This window comes from Alteromonas sp. P256, assembly GCF_036864455.1.
Classification (GTDB): Bacteria; Pseudomonadota; Gammaproteobacteria; order Enterobacterales; family Alteromonadaceae; genus Alteromonas.
The window spans coordinates 1-16,655 of record NZ_JAZETM010000018.1; the positions used below are offsets into that span (position 1 = coordinate 1).

Consider the following 16,655-nt stretch of genomic DNA (forward strand, 5'->3'; position numbering starts at 1 on the left):
CCCTCTGTTTGAAGAGGGCCTTTTTGTTGCTTAATGCTGTAAATTGCTGCTTATTGCTGTTTACTGATGCTAATTCGTTAAAAGCTGCGGTGTAAGTGTGCTTGCAGCGCACCATTACGTTTCTTAGCGTTGTTCAAACGATGTTATCAACTACTTAGACATGCGTTTGTACTTCAAGCGGTGAGGTTCCACAATATCTTTCCCAAACTCTTGCTTAAGCCACGTTTCGTAATCGGCATAGTTACCCTCAAAGAAGTTAATATTGCCTTCATCGCGGTAATCCATAATGTGAGTCGCGACTCTGTCTAGGAACCATCTATCGTGCGAAATAACCATCGCGCAACCGGGGAACTCCAGCAAGGCATTTTCAAGTGCACGTAACGTCTCTACGTCTAGGTCATTCGTGGGCTCATCCAGCAGCAACACGTTTCCGCCCGCTTTTAATAGCTTCGCTAAATGGACTCGGTTACGCTCACCACCAGACAAGTCTTTGATAAACTTCTGCTGGTCGTTACCTTTGAAGTTAAATCGGCTGCAGTAGGCGCGACTGGCAATTTCGAAGTTACCAATTCGAATGATGTCTTGATCATCCGAGATTTCCTTCCATACCGTGTTGTTTTCATTCATGTGATCACGGAACTGCTCAACAGCGGCAATGTTGACAGTATCGCCCAGCTCGATGCTTCCCGCATCAGGCTGCTCAGCACCCGTTAGCATTCTGAACAGGGTAGATTTACCCGCACCGTTTGGACCAACAATCCCAACGATAGCGCCCTTTGGAACGCTAAACGATAGATCGTCGATAAGCACGCGGTCGCCATAGGACTTTTTAAGGTTCGATACATCAATAACCTTATCGCCTAAACGCTCACCTGGTGGAATGAATAGCTCGTTCGTTTCATTTCTCTTTTGGTAATCACCCGTTGAGAGTTCTTCGAATCGTGCCATACGCGCTTTGCTCTTGGCATGGCGACCTTTAGGGTTTGAGCGAACCCATTCAAGTTCTTGTTTAATACTCTTTTGACGAGCAGATTCAATGCGTTCTTCTTGCTCTAGTCTGCTCTCTTTTTGCTCGAGCCACGATGAATAGTTGCCTTCCCATGGAATGCCTTCACCACGGTCAAGTTCTAAAATCCATCCTGCTACATTATCTAAGAAGTACCTATCATGGGTGATGGCTACCACAGTGCCTTCGTAGTCGTGTAAAAAGCGCTCTAGCCACGCTACAGATTCCGCATCCAAGTGGTTAGTGGGCTCGTCTAATAGCAGCATTTCTGGTTTTTCAAGAAGTAGGCGACATAATGCAACCCGACGACGTTCACCACCTGATAGCTTGCTCACATCAGCATCCCACGCAGGAAGCCTTAATGCATCGGCAGCACGCTCAAGCACGTTTTCAAGGTTGTGCCCATCTTTGGTAGCAATGATCGCTTCAAGTTCACCTTGTTCTTTAGCCAAGGCATCAAAGTCGGCGTCAGCGTCTGCATAGGCAGCGTACACTTCGTCAAGGCGTGTCAGTGCATGCTTAACATCGGCTACGGCCTCTTCAATATTACCGCGAACGTCTTTGGTTTCATCAAGACGAGGCTCTTGCGATAGGTAACCTATCTTTAATCCAGGTTGAGGACGCGCTTCACCTTCAATATCGGTATCGATACCTGCCATGATACGCAAAAGCGTTGATTTACCTGCACCGTTTAGACCAAGTACGCCAATTTTTGCGCCTGGAAAAAAGCTGAGAGAGATATTTTTAAGAATTTGTTTTTTCGGTGGCACAATTTTGCCAACGCGATGCATACTATATACGTATTGAGCCATGCTCTAACCTCGTTTAAACGCGGTGAAAAATCAGATGATTATGATTTGGTGATAGAATTGGGTACTAGTGTACTCGCAACACTATAGCGTGCGCTAGTCTGTAACGCCATGGAAGTAAGCGCTTGATGCTTTTTTGCGCGTTCAGCATGCAAGTACAGAAAAAGGCATCGGAGCATCTCGGTATTTAGGATAAACTTGGCAATATATTTGCGAAATTACGATAGCTTGCAACGTCAGCATGAGTTTACAACCCAAACGTTTTTTAATTAAACGGTAATGAGCGAAGCAGTAAACAACGATACACGGACAATATTGGTATAAAACGTCGTGAGAATGGTGCTTGAATTGAAAAAGTGCTGATCACTCATCTTCAATCGTGTGTATTTAAATATTAAAATGTTAATAGGTAATTAAGTGTATGACAGCCATTAATAAAGGAACTTACCGTTTAGCCGAGCTTGCCAGCCATGTTGGTGGGGTTGTACAAGGAGACAGCACTACGCCTATTTCCTCAGTTGCCACTTTAGCAGGCGCTAAACATCATCAGATTTCATTTCTGACCAACCCCAAATACAGGTCTCAGTTGTCAGAAACACACGCTGGTGCGGTAATAGTGCACGATAAGGTAAAAGGCGATGTGCAGTGTGCAGCGCTCATTGTAGACAATCCTCATGCTGCCTTTGCGCGTATTGCTCAGCTATTCGATACCACGCCAGCAGTAGCATCAAACATTGCTCAAACCGCTATTATTGCCTCTTCCGCACGACTTGGTAGCGATGTATCTTTAGGTGAAAACGTTATCATTGAAGATAATGTAGTACTCGGAGATGGCGTAAGTATTGGCGCTAATACCGTGGTACGCAAGGGAACTCATATCGGTCAAGGGAGTACGCTTTATCCCAACGTGACAATTTATCACGACGTGGTGATAGGCAAACGAGTGACTATTCACAGCCAAACTGTTGTTGGCTCGTCGGGCTTTGGCTACGCCAATGATAAAGGCGTATGGTTACCCATTCCTCAGTTGGGTTCGGTGCGCATAGGCGATGACAGTCAAATTGGAGCAAGCACCAGTATTGACCGGGGTGCCTTAGACGACACAATAATTGGTGATAACGTGATTATTGATAATCAGGTGCAAATTGCCCATAACTGCATCATTGGCGATCATTCTTGCATCTGCGGCTCCACAGGCATTGCAGGGAGTTGCAACATCGGTAAGCACGTTATTATAGCGGGTGGTTGTGGTGTAAATGGCCATATAAGCATCTGCGATAATGTACAGATAACTGGGTTCACAATGGTGGTGCAAGATATTACTTCACCTGGGGTTTATTCATCAGGCCAACCCGCCCAAACCAATCTTGACTGGCGTAAAAACACGGTAAGACTACAAAAAATTGGGAGTCTATTTGACCGAGTAAAAGCACTGGAAAAACAGGTCTGATGTGCTTGTAGCCGAGGATTTACGTTAAACCTAGGCCATTTAAATTAATTTAGCCATAAAGCGGTATACAAGTGATTGAAAATGACTAGAATATGGCTCCAAAATTACGCTGTCTGAGCATGACTCATCAGGTTGAGGATTGCACTTTTTGCACAACATTGTTTACCGTGCCATAAATAATCGCAGTTAAGGAGCCCCCATGTTTTCTCGCGAAATGAACATAGCTGACTTTGATCCAGAATTAGCCACAGCAATGGCCAATGAAGTTCAGCGTCAAGAACATCACATTGAGCTAATAGCCTCTGAAAACTACTGTAGTCCGCGTGTGATGGAAGCTCAGGGTTCTCAATTAACCAATAAATATGCTGAGGGTTATCCAGGCAAGCGCTATTATGGCGGGTGTGAGCATGTTGATGTAGTAGAGCAACTTGCCATTGATAGAGCGAAGCAGCTGTTTGGTGCTGAATACGCTAACGTCCAGCCTCACGCTGGCTCACAAGCAAACACTGCTGTTTTCATGGCATTGCTTGATGCGGGCGATACGGTATTGGGAATGAGCCTGTCTGAAGGCGGACACCTTACTCACGGCTCACATGTAAACTTCTCCGGTAAAACGTACAATGCGGTTCAGTACGGGCTTGACAATGAAACCGGTGAAATTGATTACGCGCAAGTTGAAGCGCTAGCGAAAGAACACAAGCCAAAAATGATCATTGGCGGTTTCTCTGCATACTCAGGCATTGTTAACTGGGCTAAGTTCCGCGAAATTGCAGACAGCGTAGGCGCATATCTGCTTGTGGACATGGCTCACGTAGCAGGTCTAGTTGCGGCAGGTGTTTACCCAAATCCACTTCCACATGCGCATGTGGTAACGACGACTACTCACAAAACTTTGGCGGGTCCTCGCAGTGGTCTTATTCTTTCATCATGCGGCGACGAAACGCTATACAAGAAATTCAATAGCTCAGTATTCCCAGGTAACCAAGGTGGCCCACTTTGTCACGTTATTGCAGCAAAAGCAGTTGCCTTTAAAGAAGCGCTAGAGCCTGAGTTTAAAGTATACCAACAGCAAGTAGTGGCAAATGCAAAAGCAATGGTTAAAGTGATGCAAGAGCGCGGTTACAACATCGTCTCTGGTGGCACAGATAACCACTTGTTCCTTCTTGATTTAATTGATAAAGACATCACTGGTAAAGACGCTGACGCAGCATTAGGCTCAGCGAACATTACTGTTAACAAGAACTCTGTTCCTAACGATCCTCGTTCACCGTTTGTAACGAGTGGTCTTCGCATCGGCAGCCCTGCAATCACTCGTAGAGGTTTTAAAGAAGAACAAGCACAGCAGGTCGCTACTTGGATTTGTGACGTACTTGATAATATGGGCGATGAGTCTGTAATAAAGCGCGTGCAAGGTGAAGTAGTCGAACTATGCTCAAAGTTCCCTGTTTACTCGTAAGTAAATAGGTTTGTCTTTTATTGCGTACTTTGGTACTAATGCACTCTTGCATTTCTGAAATCTGCATCAGCCTAAGTACGCAATTATAAAGGATATTCTATGTTTTGCCCTTTTTGTTCAGCGCAAGAAACGAAAGTTATTGATTCTCGCTTAGTTGCAGAAGGGTATCAGGTACGAAGACGTAGAGAATGTGCTCAGTGCCACGAACGTTTTACTACGTTTGAGGGGGCTGAATTAGTTATGCCTCGTGTGATCAAGCGAGACGGCTCCCGCGAACCGTTCAACGAAGACAAACTACGAGCTGGGCTGCAGCGAGCGCTAGAAAAGCGTCCGGTAAGCACAGAAAAAGTTGAACAATGTATATTATCCCTCAAATCCGAACTTCGTGCGACCGGCGAAAGAGAGGTTGAAAGCGAATTTCTTGGCACTCTCATTATGAAAGCATTGAAGGAATTGGACAAAGTTGCCTACGTGCGTTTTGCCTCCGTTTATCGATCCTTTGAAGATATAAGAGAATTTGGTGAGGAAATTGCGAGGCTTGGAGACTGACCACAGGACACCACGTGCAGCAAAACACCGTTAAATCTGATTATTATTGGATGGCCAAAGCCATTCAACTTGCAAAAAAGGGACGTTACACCACGTCGCCTAACCCGAGAGTCGGTTGCGTTATTGTTGATGAACATAATCACTGTATTGGCCAAGGGTATCACGTAAAAGCTGGCACTCCCCATGCCGAAGTTCATGCGCTACACCAAGCTCGACAGTCACACAAAAAATCTCTAGAAGCCGCCACTGCCTACGTCACACTTGAACCTTGCAGTCACTACGGCCGTACTCCTCCTTGTGCTGAAGCGCTTATCAATGCAAACATTGCAAGGGTGGTCATTGCGATGACAGATCCCAACCCTAATGTGAGTGGCAATGGTATCCGCAAGCTGCAAGAAGCCGGCATAGAAGTGGTGAGTGACGTAATGGCTGCAGAGGCGGCTGCACTCAACCCTGGGTTTGTGAAGCGAATGCTTACTGGATCACCGTTTGTAAGGGTGAAGTTAGGCATTAGTTTAGACGGAAAAATAGCGTTGGAAAACGGTGTGAGTCAGTGGATTACCGGGCCTCAGGCTAGACGAGATGTTCAGCGTCACCGCGCACAAAGCTGCTGCGTGCTTACAGGCTCTGGCACCGTCTTAGCCGATGACCCCAGTTTACTGGTTAGGCCATCTGAAGCGCAATTCAGTAACTATCCGCTGGACGAAATTAGGCAGCCTGCTCGTGTTGTTGTTGACAGCAAGGGTGTGATTAATGGCGAGTACCAATGCTTAAACGACGCGCACACCACGCTTATTGCAACATGCGAAGCGCATATGGATACGGACGCACAGCATTATCTTTCGGTTAAGGAAAATCAGGGACGCGTTGATTTACACGCGCTTATGCAAGCTTTAGGTGATAAGCAATACAATGAAGTGTGGGTTGAAGCTGGGCCTGGACTTGCCGGCGCACTTTTAGAAGCCGGGCTGGTGGATGAATTGATCTGTTATCAAGCGCCGAAGCTGCTAGGTAATAAAGGAAGAAGCATGGTCACTTTGCCTAGTTTTACGGCCATTGAACAATCTATTTCGCTCTCTCTTATTGAAAATCGTCAGGTTGGTAACGATATTAAGCTTACGTACCGCCCCGACACTATGAGTCCGCGTAATTAAACGCGGCAACGAGGACAGCTATGTTTACTGGTATTATTGAGGCATTAGGCACCATTCAAAAGCTAGATAACCGGGGTAAAGATATCCGGTTAACTGTATCATCCAAGCATCTTGATATGTCTGATGTGGCCCTTGGCGATAGTATTGCCACAAATGGTGTATGCTTGACAGTAACTGACTTTGGCGATGACTACTATTGCGCAGATGTATCTACAGAAACCATAAAACTGACTGGGTTTAAGCATTACCGCGCAGGCTCTACTGTAAACCTCGAAAAGGCAATGCGTCCTACGGATCGCTTCGGCGGTCACATTGTTTCTGGTCACGTGGATGGTGTGGGTGAAGTAAGCCAAATTATAAAGCACACCGATTACGTTGAAATTTGGGTCAAGGCTCCAGAGGCAATTGCTAAGTATATTGCACACAAAGGCAGTATCACTGTAGACGGTGTAAGCTTAACGGTAAACAAAGTTAATGGTGCAGAGTTTATGCTGTGGATCATTCCTCACACGTTAAAGGAAACAGTACTAGGCACCTATAAGGTGGGCACCGAAGTCAATTTGGAAGTTGATGTTATTGCCCGATATTTAGAGCGCTTAATGCTTGGCGATAAAGCTGCTGAGCCTGTAGAAAAAGGTATTGATATGGCGTTTTTAGCCGAGAACGGATTTTTAAAAAAATAACCCTACAAGAAGTATAAAATATGGCATTTAACACATCAGAAGAAATAATAGAAGATATCCGTCAGGGTAAGATGGTTATCTTGATGGATGATGAAGACCGCGAAAATGAAGGCGATCTGATTATGGCGGCCGAACATGTGACGCCAGAAGCCATAAATTTTATGGTAACGCATGCAAGGGGCCTTGTTTGTCTTCCTATGACGCAGGACCGCTGTCGCCGACTGAATCTTCCTCTTATGGTTGACAAAAACGAAGCTCAATTCTCTACTAATTTCACTGTCTCTATAGAGGCGGCAACCGGCGTTACTACTGGTATTTCAGCGGCAGACCGCGCGACAACAATCAAGGCGGCGGTTGGCAAAGATGCTAAGGCGACGGATATTGTTCAGCCAGGTCATATTTTTCCGCTTATCGCTAAAGAGGGGGGTGTGTTAAATCGTGCAGGTCACACTGAGGCGGGTGTCGACTTACCTCGTTTGGCAGGACTTGAGCCTGCAGGTGTTATCGTTGAAATTCTGAATGAAGACGGCACAATGGCGCGTCGACCAGAGCTAGAAACCTTTGCCGCAAAGCACGATTTGAAAATTGGCACCATCGCCGATCTCATCGAGTACCGAAACTTGAATGAGACGACCATTGAGAAAGTAGCCCAGTGCAATATTCCTACTGAGTACGGCAATTTTGAACTGCATACATTCAAAGACAGTATCGACAATCAGCTTCATTTCGCCCTTAAAAAAGGCGAAGTATCTGAAACATCGCCAACGTTAGTGCGTGTTCACCTTCACAACACTTTTAGTGATCTGCTTGGCTCTACACGGGGTATCAACCGCTCGATGACGCTCTCTCAAGGTATGCAAAAAATTGCTGATGAAGGCGGCGTGTTGGTTCTGCTTGGTAAAGATGAACAAATAGAAAATCAAGTTAAACGTTTCGCTGCTGAGGACAGAGGTGAACAGCCAGCCGGTGCTGATTGGCAGGGCTCATCTCGTACTATCGGTGTGGGCAGTCAAATATTGGCATCGATGGGCGTACATAAGATGCGTTTATTGAGTAAACCCATAAAGTACCATGCGCTATCGGGGTATGGCCTTGAAGTTGTAGAATACGTTCACGACTAACAGATCATTGTAGAAACAACGTGTTTTTTCCAATTTTAATTACTACAAAAACACGTTGGTGACATGACCGTTATATTAGAAACAGAAAGTGTGCTGATGCGCACTTTTTGTTTATTTACACAGGTTTCAACGACCTAGTCTCAACGACCTAGTTTAAACGACCTAGTTTAAACGACCTAGTTTAAATGAGACTGCGCTGTGGCGAATAAAGTCGTTGGATAAAAAAAACAATCGATTCAGTTTAGGTGCAGTTGTGGTATACTTCGCGCCGCTTTTTCTCGAGGAATGAAAACATGCAAGTCATTGAAGGTAACATCCGCGCTACGGGTAAAAAATTCGCTATTGTTGTTTCACGCTTTAACAGCTTTGTTGTTGAAAGCCTATTAGAAGGCGCGCTTGATACGCTAGAGCGTCATGGTGAAGTAAGTGGAGACGACATCACAGTAGTACGTGTTCCGGGTGCCTATGAGCTACCTATCGTGGCTAAAAAACTTGCCGAGAAAAAGTCATTTGACGGTATCATTGCACTTGGCGCAGTTATTCGTGGCGGCACACCGCACTTCGATTTTGTAGCGGGTGAGTGTAATAAAGGTTTAGCGCAAGTTTCGTTAGAATACGGCGTCCCTTTGTCATTTGGCGTTATCACAACAGATTCAATTGAACAGGCTATCGAGCGTTCGGGAACCAAAGCTGGCAACAAAGGTGCAGAAGCTGCACTTGGCGCGCTAGAAATGGTCAATGTTATCGATGCTGTTGAAAAGCTTTAAGGTAATTATTTAGTGAAAGTTTCAGCTCGTCGTAAAGCCCGTGAATTAGCCTTGCAAGGCATTTATTCATGGCAAATGAGTCATAACGATATTCAGCAGATTGAACTGGCGTTAGCGACCAGTAATGATATGCAGAAAGTTGATATGGCATATTTCCAAGCGCTCCTAAAAGGGGTGGCACACAACGCAAGTAATTTGGATGCGACGATTAAGCCCTACCTTGGCCGATTGCCAGAAGAGTTAGACGCCATTGAAAAGGCGATTCTTCGTATAGCTACGCTGGAACTGACAGAGCGCATCGATGTGCCATATCGCGTCATTATTAATGAAGCTATTGAACTAGCTAAATCATTTGGCGCTGAAGACAGCCACAAATTCATCAATGGTGCACTCGACAAAGCAGTTAAAACGCTGCGAAAAGACGAGCGCGACTAACCTATTTCAGTGACACTGGACGTTACTTAAGGTTTCTAAATTACCGTGAAAGAATTCGACCTTATCGGCCGCTACTTTTCTGCTGGCGGTCATAAAAGACGAGACGTAGTTATTGGTATTGGTGATGATTGTGCCGTTACTATGGTGCCTGAAAATCAGCAACTCGCAGTAACGACTGATACGCTTGTAGCAGATGTCCACTTTCTAAGAGATGCGCCCGCTAAGTCAGTGGCGTACAAGGCCGTTGCAGCCAATCTTAGTGACTTGGCAGCTATGGGCGCGGAGCCGGCTTGGATCAGCCTGTCCCTGTCCCTACCTGAGGTTAAGGAAGCATGGTTTAGTGACTTTGTTACCGGTCTTTACGAGCTTACCCAATACTACTCTGTACAGCTAATTGGTGGTGATACGGTTAAAGGTCCTATGGCCATGACTATCACCGCACAAGGCTTTATCCCTCCAGGTTCAGAACTGACCCGCAGTGGTGCCAAACCCGGTGATTGGGTGTACGTTACTGGTACACTGGGCGATGCAGGTGCCGGTTTAGATATCTTACAAGGTAAGCTAGACGTTGCCGGCGAGGCGAGAGACGTGCTGATAAATAGGCATTATTTCCCTACACCTCGCGTTGCGGTTGGAACAGCAATGCGCCGTATTGCATCTTCTTGTATCGACGTATCAGATGGCGTTATTTCCGACTTAAAGCATATCTTAAGCGCATCTGGCTGTGGTGCTAATCTTCACGTTGATCGTCTGCCGTTATCCAGAGCACTTACAAGTGCGGTCTCACAGAATGAAGCCATAGAATATGCGCTTTCTGCTGGTGACGACTACGAACTCATTTTTACCGTATCAGAAGAGCAGCGCGGCAGCCTTGAAACCTCTATCGCGAGTACAAACGTGAAGGCAACGTGTATTGGTCAGCTTACTGGCCACAACGATAAGCTTTCACTGTTTAAGAATGACGAAAAGTACACGCCAAAGCAGTCTACCGGCTACGAGCATTCCTTCTAATATGGACATTTAGCATGCAGGCTGAGTTTCGAGCTAGAGTAAGTATGAAAAATCCAGTGCACTTCTTAGCGCTTGGGTTTGGCAGTGGCTTAGTCCCGGTTATGCCGGGTACCTTTGGCTCTCTCGCCGCTACCCCACTGCTTTTATTGTGTATGGGTCTATCTACGCCTTCCTTCATTGCCGTTACGCTTATAGCTTCAGTCGTGGGCATCTATCTGTGCGGTAAAACCGCTGATGATATGCAGGTACACGATCATGGTTCTATCGTGTGGGACGAAATTGCAGGCATGTTTGTTACGTTTTTATTTTTACCGCTAACGGCATCAACACTCGTTTTGGGGTTTGTGTTATTTAGACTATTCGATATTCTTAAGCCTTGGCCTATTGGCGTGATTGATAAACGGTTACATGGCGGTACGGGAATAATGCTCGATGACCTACTTGCAGGCGCAATGTCATGCGCGTGCTTGCATATTTGTGTAACCCTGTATCCTGCTGTACTTACCCTGTTTTAAAAAGGCATATTTTTTGTAAAGCCGTCTGTTTTATCAAGGTGTGCAAGAGGGTAGTTGACGAGACTTATAGTAAAAGCCCGCATTATAGCGGGCTTTATCGTATCTTTTCTTAGCGCTAGAATTTATAACGCTAAAAGCGCATTTGTTAAAAGCCCAGACGTTAAAAACCAAGCTACTAAAAACCAAGCTACTAAAAACTAAGCCACTAAAAGCTACCTTGCCAAAAACTGGGTAGCGCTGGCTACAATGCCTTTTGCATCCAATCCGTGCTCTTCGTACATTTCTTGCTGCGTGCCTTGCAAAATGAAACTATCTGGAAGACCAAGCATCTTAACTCGCTTCATTACACCGTGTTGCTGAAGGTGTTCGATAACCGCACTACCAGCGCCGCCCATGATACAACCGTCTTCAAGTGTCAGCAGTACGTCATGCTCTTGTGCAGCCTTTAAAACAGCATCGCCATCAAGGGGCTTTACAAAGCGCATATCAATAACGGTAGCGTCGACGACCTCTGCCGCCTCAAGTGCATTTGGGAGCAAGCAGCCAAAGTTAAGAATGGCGACGCGCTGGCTTTCCTTGGCCTTACTTTCTCGACAAGTGCGTGATTTTCCTATCGCCAGTGCTGTCATTTCTTTGTCAGGCGTTACGCCCATGCCTGAGCCACGAGGATAGCGCACGGCAGCGGGCTGGTTAGCTAAGTGACCTGTGTATAACATTTGGCGGCATTCGTTTTCGTCTGAAGGTGCCATTACAATGAGATTTGGAATACAGCGTAAAAACGCGATATCAAATGCGCCTTGGTGAGTAGGGCCGTCAGCACCCACAATACCGGCTCTGTCTATAGCAAAAAGCACGGGTAAATTCTGTATAGCTACATCGTGAATAAGCTGGTCGTACGCTCGCTGAAGAAACGTGGAGTAAATCGCCACAACTGCATTGAGGCCCTCTTTGGCTAAACCTGCACCAAAGGTCACGGCATGCTGTTCTGCAATGGCAACGTCAAAGTATTGCTCGGGATATTGCTGAGAAAATGCCACCATGCCTGAGCCTTCACGCATAGCTGGTGTTACCGCCATGAGTTTAGGATCTTTGGCCGCCATATCACACAGCCACTCGCCAAATATCGCGGAGTAGGTAGGCGCGGTTGCTTTTGATTTTGGTAGCGCGTTATCGGCAGGGTTAAACTTGGGCACCGCGTGAAATTTAATTGGATCTTCTTCAGCAACGGCATAGCCCTTACCCTTTTTGGTAACAACATGAAGAAGTTGAGGGCCCTCGAACTTTCGCATATTGCGTAAGGTGTCGACCACTGCGTTTACATCGTGCCCATCTATAGGACCAATGTAGTTAAAGCCAAGCTCTTCAAAGATAGTACCCGGAACGACCATTCCCTTAAGATGCTCTTCAGCTCTGCTAGCAAATTCTTTAATCGGTGGGACATTGCTTAATAACTTCTTTCCGCCGTCGCGTATAGAGTTAAACAGGTTACCTGTTAACAGGCGCGCCAAATGGCTATTTAGGGCTCCTACGTTCTCAGAAATAGACATCTCGTTATCGTTGAGAATAACAACCATGTCTTTTTTGATATCACCTGCATGATTGAGCGCTTCAAACGCCATACCTGCTGTCATGGCACCGTCGCCAATGACCGATACAATCTTGCGGCCCTTTGCTTCTTTTTCTGCAGCAACTGCCATACCCAAAGCAGCACTGATTGATGTAGAAGAGTGGCCAACTGCAAATGTATCGTAGTCGCTTTCGCCAGGCCAAGGGAAAGGGTGCAGTCCGTCTTTTTGTCTAATGGTTGACATGCGATCAGCGCGCCCCGTAACTATTTTATGGGGATAAGCTTGGTGGCCCACATCCCATATAAGACGGTCGAACGGCGTATTATAGATATAATGAAGCGCCACGGTTAATTCCACCGTGCCTAAACCAGAAGCAAAATGTCCGCTACTTTGACTTACACACGTCAGAAGGTACTCGCGAAGTTCATCGGCAAGTTCGCGCAGCTTCTCTTGAGGTAACTGCCTTAATTTGTCCGGCGTCTGCGCGAGGGCAAGCGTGGGGTAATGTTGGAGGTCTAAACTCATTTATTTATTATCTTTTTCAACATGGCGCGTGGCTAGTGGTCACGTTTTACCAAAAGCTCGCTAAACGCAATTAAACTATCTGTATTGTAAGGTAATCGGGTTAAGGGTTGTAGTGCCTTTTCATGCAGTACTGCCAATTCCTCTTTCGCACCATCTAATCCAAGCTTTGCAGGGAAGGTATTTTTTCCCTGGGCTTCATCAGAACCTGCCGGTTTCCCAAGAATCTCGTTACTACCTTCTACGTCCAAAATATCGTCTTGGACTTGAAATGCGAGGCCAATGTTGCTGGCGAACACCAAAAGGTCAGCTTCTGACTGCTTGTCCAAAGTGCCGCAAACAGTGGCAATCATCTCAACACACGCGCGAAGCAATGCACCGGTTTTAAGCCTATGAAGCATTTTTAATGCATCAATGTTTATGGTTTGCCCAGTGCTTGCTAAATCAATAGCTTGGCCGCCACACATGCCGTGATAGCCCGCACAGTTTGCAAGTATGCTAAGCAGCTTTGCGCGTTTAGTATCGCCAAAATCGCTAAGCTCGGCGTCGGCGAGTATACTAAACCCAAGTGTCTGAAGTGCGTCGCCAGCTAAAATGGCTGTTGCTTCGTCAAAAGCAATATGACAAGTAGGCATGCCGCGTCGCAAGTCGTCATCGTCCATAGCGGGTAAATCATCGTGCACGAGTGAATAGGCGTGCACACACTCAATAGCCATGCTAATGGCCATTTGATCTTTCTTTGGTACGTCGAGAGTGTTGCCCACAACATGCACCAGCAGTGGTCGCATGCGCTTGCCGCCCGCCAGAAGAGCATGGCGCATGGCTGCCTTCAGTTGCGGTGCATAATCGGGCAGTCCTTCGATTAGTTTCAATAAAGACGCATCAGTTTGCTGCTTAACTTGCTGATGCAGAGCAGAGAAATTCATTAAATTACCTGTAGTTAAAAAGTGAGCAGATTAGGGCTGCTCACTCTCAGGGAGCGATTGAAGTGTTTCTTCGCCTTGTTCATTAAGCAGGATTTTTACTTTCTGCTCAGCAGTTTCAAGGGACTTTTGGCCTTGTCTAGAAAGCGCTATGCCGCGCTCAAATTTTTCCAATGCTTTATTTAGCGGCAAATCGCCGTTTTCCATTTCATCGACGATCGATTCCAATTCAGCAAGGGTTTCTTCAAACGTTGCGGTATCCGTTTTTTTTGTCATAAAAGTGCTCGATAATGGGCAAAATTACCATATGGCGCACATTAACGGACGGTAGCAGATGGGTCAAATGGTTTGTCCCAATATCGAGCATCCGGCAGAGCGTCTGACCAAATGCTTGGCCTTGTCTCTTGGAGTTAGTAAAGACCAATTTTACTCGGCGCCATTCATTTGTGTATTAGCTCTTCGCAGTGTCAACGCTTGGGGCTGTCTAAGCTTGGGTAGCTTTGCATGTGTTTACCTTTGTTTCAAAAATATACAGGAAGGGTCAATACGCCCTATATCGTAGTAATATGAAAGTTTACTTAACTAACGCTACGCATAATGAAGTAAGGCTAAACATGCTATTAGCGACGTAGATAGTTATCGCTATCAACAAAGTCATTAAATATTTACTATTGCGTAAAAGACAGGAGATATTTGTGATATTTTTCAACAATGTCGTTATAGATTTTCTATACTTTGCCGATAGAATCAGAGTATATCACTAGTACTAGCTGCATATTTAAGAGGAAGAGTGAGTGGATTTAGCAACCGTAATAGGCATGTTGGGAGCCATCGGCTTTATCGTAATGGCGATGTTGATGGGCGGTACCATGAGTATGTTTATCAACGTGCCTTCACTTCTTATCGTATTCGGTGGAAGCTTGTTTGTTGTTTTATCTCAGTTCACATTGGGCCAATTCTTTGGTGCAGGTAAGGTGGCTGGTAAAGCCTTTATGTTTAAAATCGATACGCCAGAAGAGCTAATCGAGAAAATTGTAGAAATGGCTGATGCAGCGCGCAAAGGTGGTTTCTTAGCCCTAGAAGAAGCAGAAATAAGTAACGAATTTATGCAAAAAGGCGTCGACATGCTTGTTGACGGTCACGACATTGAGGTAGTGAGAGAAACGCTATCAAAAGACATTAAGATGACAACAGACCGACATGAGTTCGGGGCAACTATCTTTAAAGGCATGGGCGACGTTGCGCCAGCAATGGGAATGATAGGGACGCTAATAGGCTTGGTTGCCATGCTCTCTAACATGGACGACCCTAAATCTATCGGCCCGGCAATGGCGGTTGCACTTCTTACCACTCTCTACGGTGCCTTCTTTGCCAACATTATATGTTTACCTATTGCGGTTAAGTTGTCTAACCGAGCAGCAGAGGAAAAACTGAATCAAAGCCTTATTCTAGACGGAATTGTGGGTATAGCCGATGGCCAAAACCCTCGCGTTATCGATGGCATCTTGAAAAATTACCTAGCGGCGAGTAAGCGCAGCACCGGTGAGGAAGAGTAATGGCTGAAGAAGAATGTCCTAAGTGCCCACCCGAAGGCCTCCCAGCGTGGATGGGGACATTTGCCGATTTAATGTCGTTGCTGATGTGCTTCTTTGTACTGCTTCTTTCATTTTCAGAAATGGATGTTCTGAAGTTTAAGCAAATAGCAGGCTCTATGAGTTTTGCGTTTGGTGTGCAAAACAAGATAGAAGTGAAAGATATTCCAAAAGGCACCAGCGTTATTGCAATGGAGTTTAGACCGGGAAAGCCAGATCCTACGCCAATTGAAACCATTCAACAGCAAACCATTGAAATGACGCAGCAGATGCTGGAGTTTCAAGCGGGTGATGAAGATTCTGCTGGGGGCAGGCAGAAACAACGCGGCGAGCAACGAGGAGGGCAAGCGCAGCAAACTGCAACAGACTCGTCCTCCTCCGCATCGCAAAGCTCAGAAGAGTCTCAAACGGCTGAGTTAATGAAAAAAGTGGCCCAGCAGCTTCAAAAACAAATTCTCGATGGCTCAATTGAGATGGAGTCGTTAGGTCAACAGCTTACCATTCGCATACGTGAAAACGGTTCGTTTTCAGCGGGCTCTGCGTTTTTACAGCCACAGTTTCAGCCTGTAATTCGTAAAATTGGAACACTGCTGGCAGATGTACCAGGTGAGATAGCCATATCTGGCCACAGTGACGGGCAACATATCGCGAACGAGCTGTACCGCTCAAACTGGGACTTGTCTGCTCAGCGAGCCGTTGCTGTTGCTGAGGCCATGCGAACTGCGCCTGGCTTCGACGAAAGCCGCATGTCGGTAGTAGGGATGGCCGATACCAATCCTATTGTGGAAAATGCCACATCAGCATCAGATAGAGCGAGAAACAGACGGGTTGAAATTAATATAAATCAAGGCGAACCTATGATTTCAAAACCTATTTCCGTCATCGATGATTAGGGTGACTGTTGTTAAATAAGGCTCTCAAAGAAGCGTTTAAATTGAGCCTTTCAATTAAGCCTTTCAACTAAGACTTTCAACTAAGACTGCCAAATAAAACCGACACTCATCGTTCGATCGCTCGGTTGATAAAAGCCGGATGATAAAGGTCCGATGAAAAAGCCGTTTAGAAAAAGACAAAAAAACGACGCAGTTGCGTCG

16 protein-coding genes are annotated in these 16,655 nt (G+C 45.9%); 12 read left to right on the forward strand and 4 right to left on the reverse strand.

Going from position 1 to position 16,655, the window contains the following annotated elements:
• Positions 1-150: 150 nt before the first annotated feature.
• Positions 151-1,818 (reverse strand): energy-dependent translational throttle protein EttA, encoded by a 1,668-nt coding sequence (gene ettA / locus V7R39_RS17390; protein ID WP_334032224.1) that lies wholly within the window; start codon positions 1,816-1,818, stop codon positions 151-153.
• Positions 1,819-2,236: 418 nt separating this feature from the next.
• Here ettA and lpxD point away from each other — a divergent pair, with 418 nt between their 5' ends.
• From lpxD to V7R39_RS17440, 10 genes are all read left to right on the forward strand, one after another.
• Positions 2,237-3,265: a UDP-3-O-(3-hydroxymyristoyl)glucosamine N-acyltransferase gene (gene lpxD / locus V7R39_RS17395; RefSeq protein ID WP_334032225.1), complete on the forward strand. Its 1,029-nt coding sequence runs from the start codon at positions 2,237-2,239 to the stop codon at positions 3,263-3,265.
• Between the two features lie 199 nt (positions 3,266-3,464).
• Positions 3,465-4,721: a serine hydroxymethyltransferase gene (glyA, locus tag V7R39_RS17400; RefSeq protein ID WP_334032226.1), complete on the forward strand. Its 1,257-nt coding sequence runs from the start codon at positions 3,465-3,467 to the stop codon at positions 4,719-4,721.
• A 99-nt stretch (positions 4,722-4,820) separates the two neighbouring features.
• Positions 4,821-5,270, forward strand: coding sequence for a transcriptional regulator NrdR (nrdR, locus tag V7R39_RS17405; RefSeq protein ID WP_032096920.1), 450 nt, complete (start codon positions 4,821-4,823; stop codon positions 5,268-5,270).
• Positions 5,271-5,284: 14 nt separating this feature from the next.
• On the forward strand, positions 5,285-6,424 hold the full coding sequence (gene ribD, locus V7R39_RS17410) for a bifunctional diaminohydroxyphosphoribosylaminopyrimidine deaminase/5-amino-6-(5-phosphoribosylamino)uracil reductase RibD (protein WP_334032227.1): 1,140 nt from the start codon (positions 5,285-5,287) through the stop codon (positions 6,422-6,424).
• Between the two features lie 20 nt (positions 6,425-6,444).
• Positions 6,445-7,107, forward strand: coding sequence for a riboflavin synthase (locus V7R39_RS17415; RefSeq protein WP_032096921.1), 663 nt, complete (start codon positions 6,445-6,447; stop codon positions 7,105-7,107).
• A 20-nt stretch (positions 7,108-7,127) separates the two neighbouring features.
• Positions 7,128-8,228: a bifunctional 3,4-dihydroxy-2-butanone-4-phosphate synthase/GTP cyclohydrolase II gene (gene ribBA, locus V7R39_RS17420; protein ID WP_334032228.1), complete on the forward strand. Its 1,101-nt coding sequence runs from the start codon at positions 7,128-7,130 to the stop codon at positions 8,226-8,228.
• Positions 8,229-8,521: 293 nt separating this feature from the next.
• Entirely contained in the window at positions 8,522-8,995 is a 474-nt protein-coding gene (gene ribH / locus V7R39_RS17425) for a 6,7-dimethyl-8-ribityllumazine synthase (RefSeq protein ID WP_032096923.1), read from the forward strand.
• 12 nt (positions 8,996-9,007) lie between these two features.
• Positions 9,008-9,430 (forward strand): transcription antitermination factor NusB, encoded by a 423-nt coding sequence (gene nusB / locus V7R39_RS17430; protein ID WP_032096924.1) that lies wholly within the window; start codon positions 9,008-9,010, stop codon positions 9,428-9,430.
• A gap of 45 nt (positions 9,431-9,475) precedes the next feature.
• A complete protein-coding gene (gene thiL / locus V7R39_RS17435; protein WP_334032229.1) occupies positions 9,476-10,441 on the forward strand; it encodes a thiamine-phosphate kinase in 966 nt (321 codons plus the stop codon).
• A gap of 14 nt (positions 10,442-10,455) precedes the next feature.
• Positions 10,456-10,956, forward strand: coding sequence for a phosphatidylglycerophosphatase A family protein (locus V7R39_RS17440; protein WP_334032230.1), 501 nt, complete (start codon positions 10,456-10,458; stop codon positions 10,954-10,956).
• A 212-nt stretch (positions 10,957-11,168) separates the two neighbouring features.
• Here V7R39_RS17440 and dxs read toward each other — a convergent pair whose 3' ends face one another.
• From dxs to xseB, 3 genes are read right to left on the reverse strand one after another with little or no spacing between them, the layout of a single operon-like run.
• The gene (gene dxs / locus V7R39_RS17445) at positions 11,169-13,049 is read right to left on the reverse strand and encodes a 1-deoxy-D-xylulose-5-phosphate synthase (protein WP_334032231.1); all 1,881 of its coding nucleotides are present in this window, start codon (positions 13,047-13,049) and stop codon (positions 11,169-11,171) included.
• Positions 13,050-13,081: 32 nt separating this feature from the next.
• The gene (locus V7R39_RS17450; RefSeq protein WP_334032232.1) at positions 13,082-13,972 is read right to left on the reverse strand and encodes a farnesyl diphosphate synthase; all 891 of its coding nucleotides are present in this window, start codon (positions 13,970-13,972) and stop codon (positions 13,082-13,084) included.
• A gap of 30 nt (positions 13,973-14,002) precedes the next feature.
• Positions 14,003-14,245, reverse strand: a complete 243-nt coding sequence (xseB, locus tag V7R39_RS17455; RefSeq protein WP_334032233.1) for an exodeoxyribonuclease VII small subunit — start codon at positions 14,243-14,245, stop codon at positions 14,003-14,005.
• 518 nt (positions 14,246-14,763) lie between these two features.
• On the opposite strand from xseB, the gene pomA reads away from it, so the two are divergent.
• Positions 14,764-15,525 (forward strand): flagellar motor protein PomA, encoded by a 762-nt coding sequence (pomA, locus tag V7R39_RS17460; RefSeq protein WP_163105032.1) that lies wholly within the window; start codon positions 14,764-14,766, stop codon positions 15,523-15,525.
• The gene (locus V7R39_RS17465) at positions 15,525-16,454 is read left to right on the forward strand and encodes a flagellar motor protein MotB (protein WP_163105033.1); all 930 of its coding nucleotides are present in this window, start codon (positions 15,525-15,527) and stop codon (positions 16,452-16,454) included. Before pomA ends, V7R39_RS17465 begins: the two co-directional genes overlap by 1 nt.
• Positions 16,455-16,655: the final 201 nt, after the last annotated feature.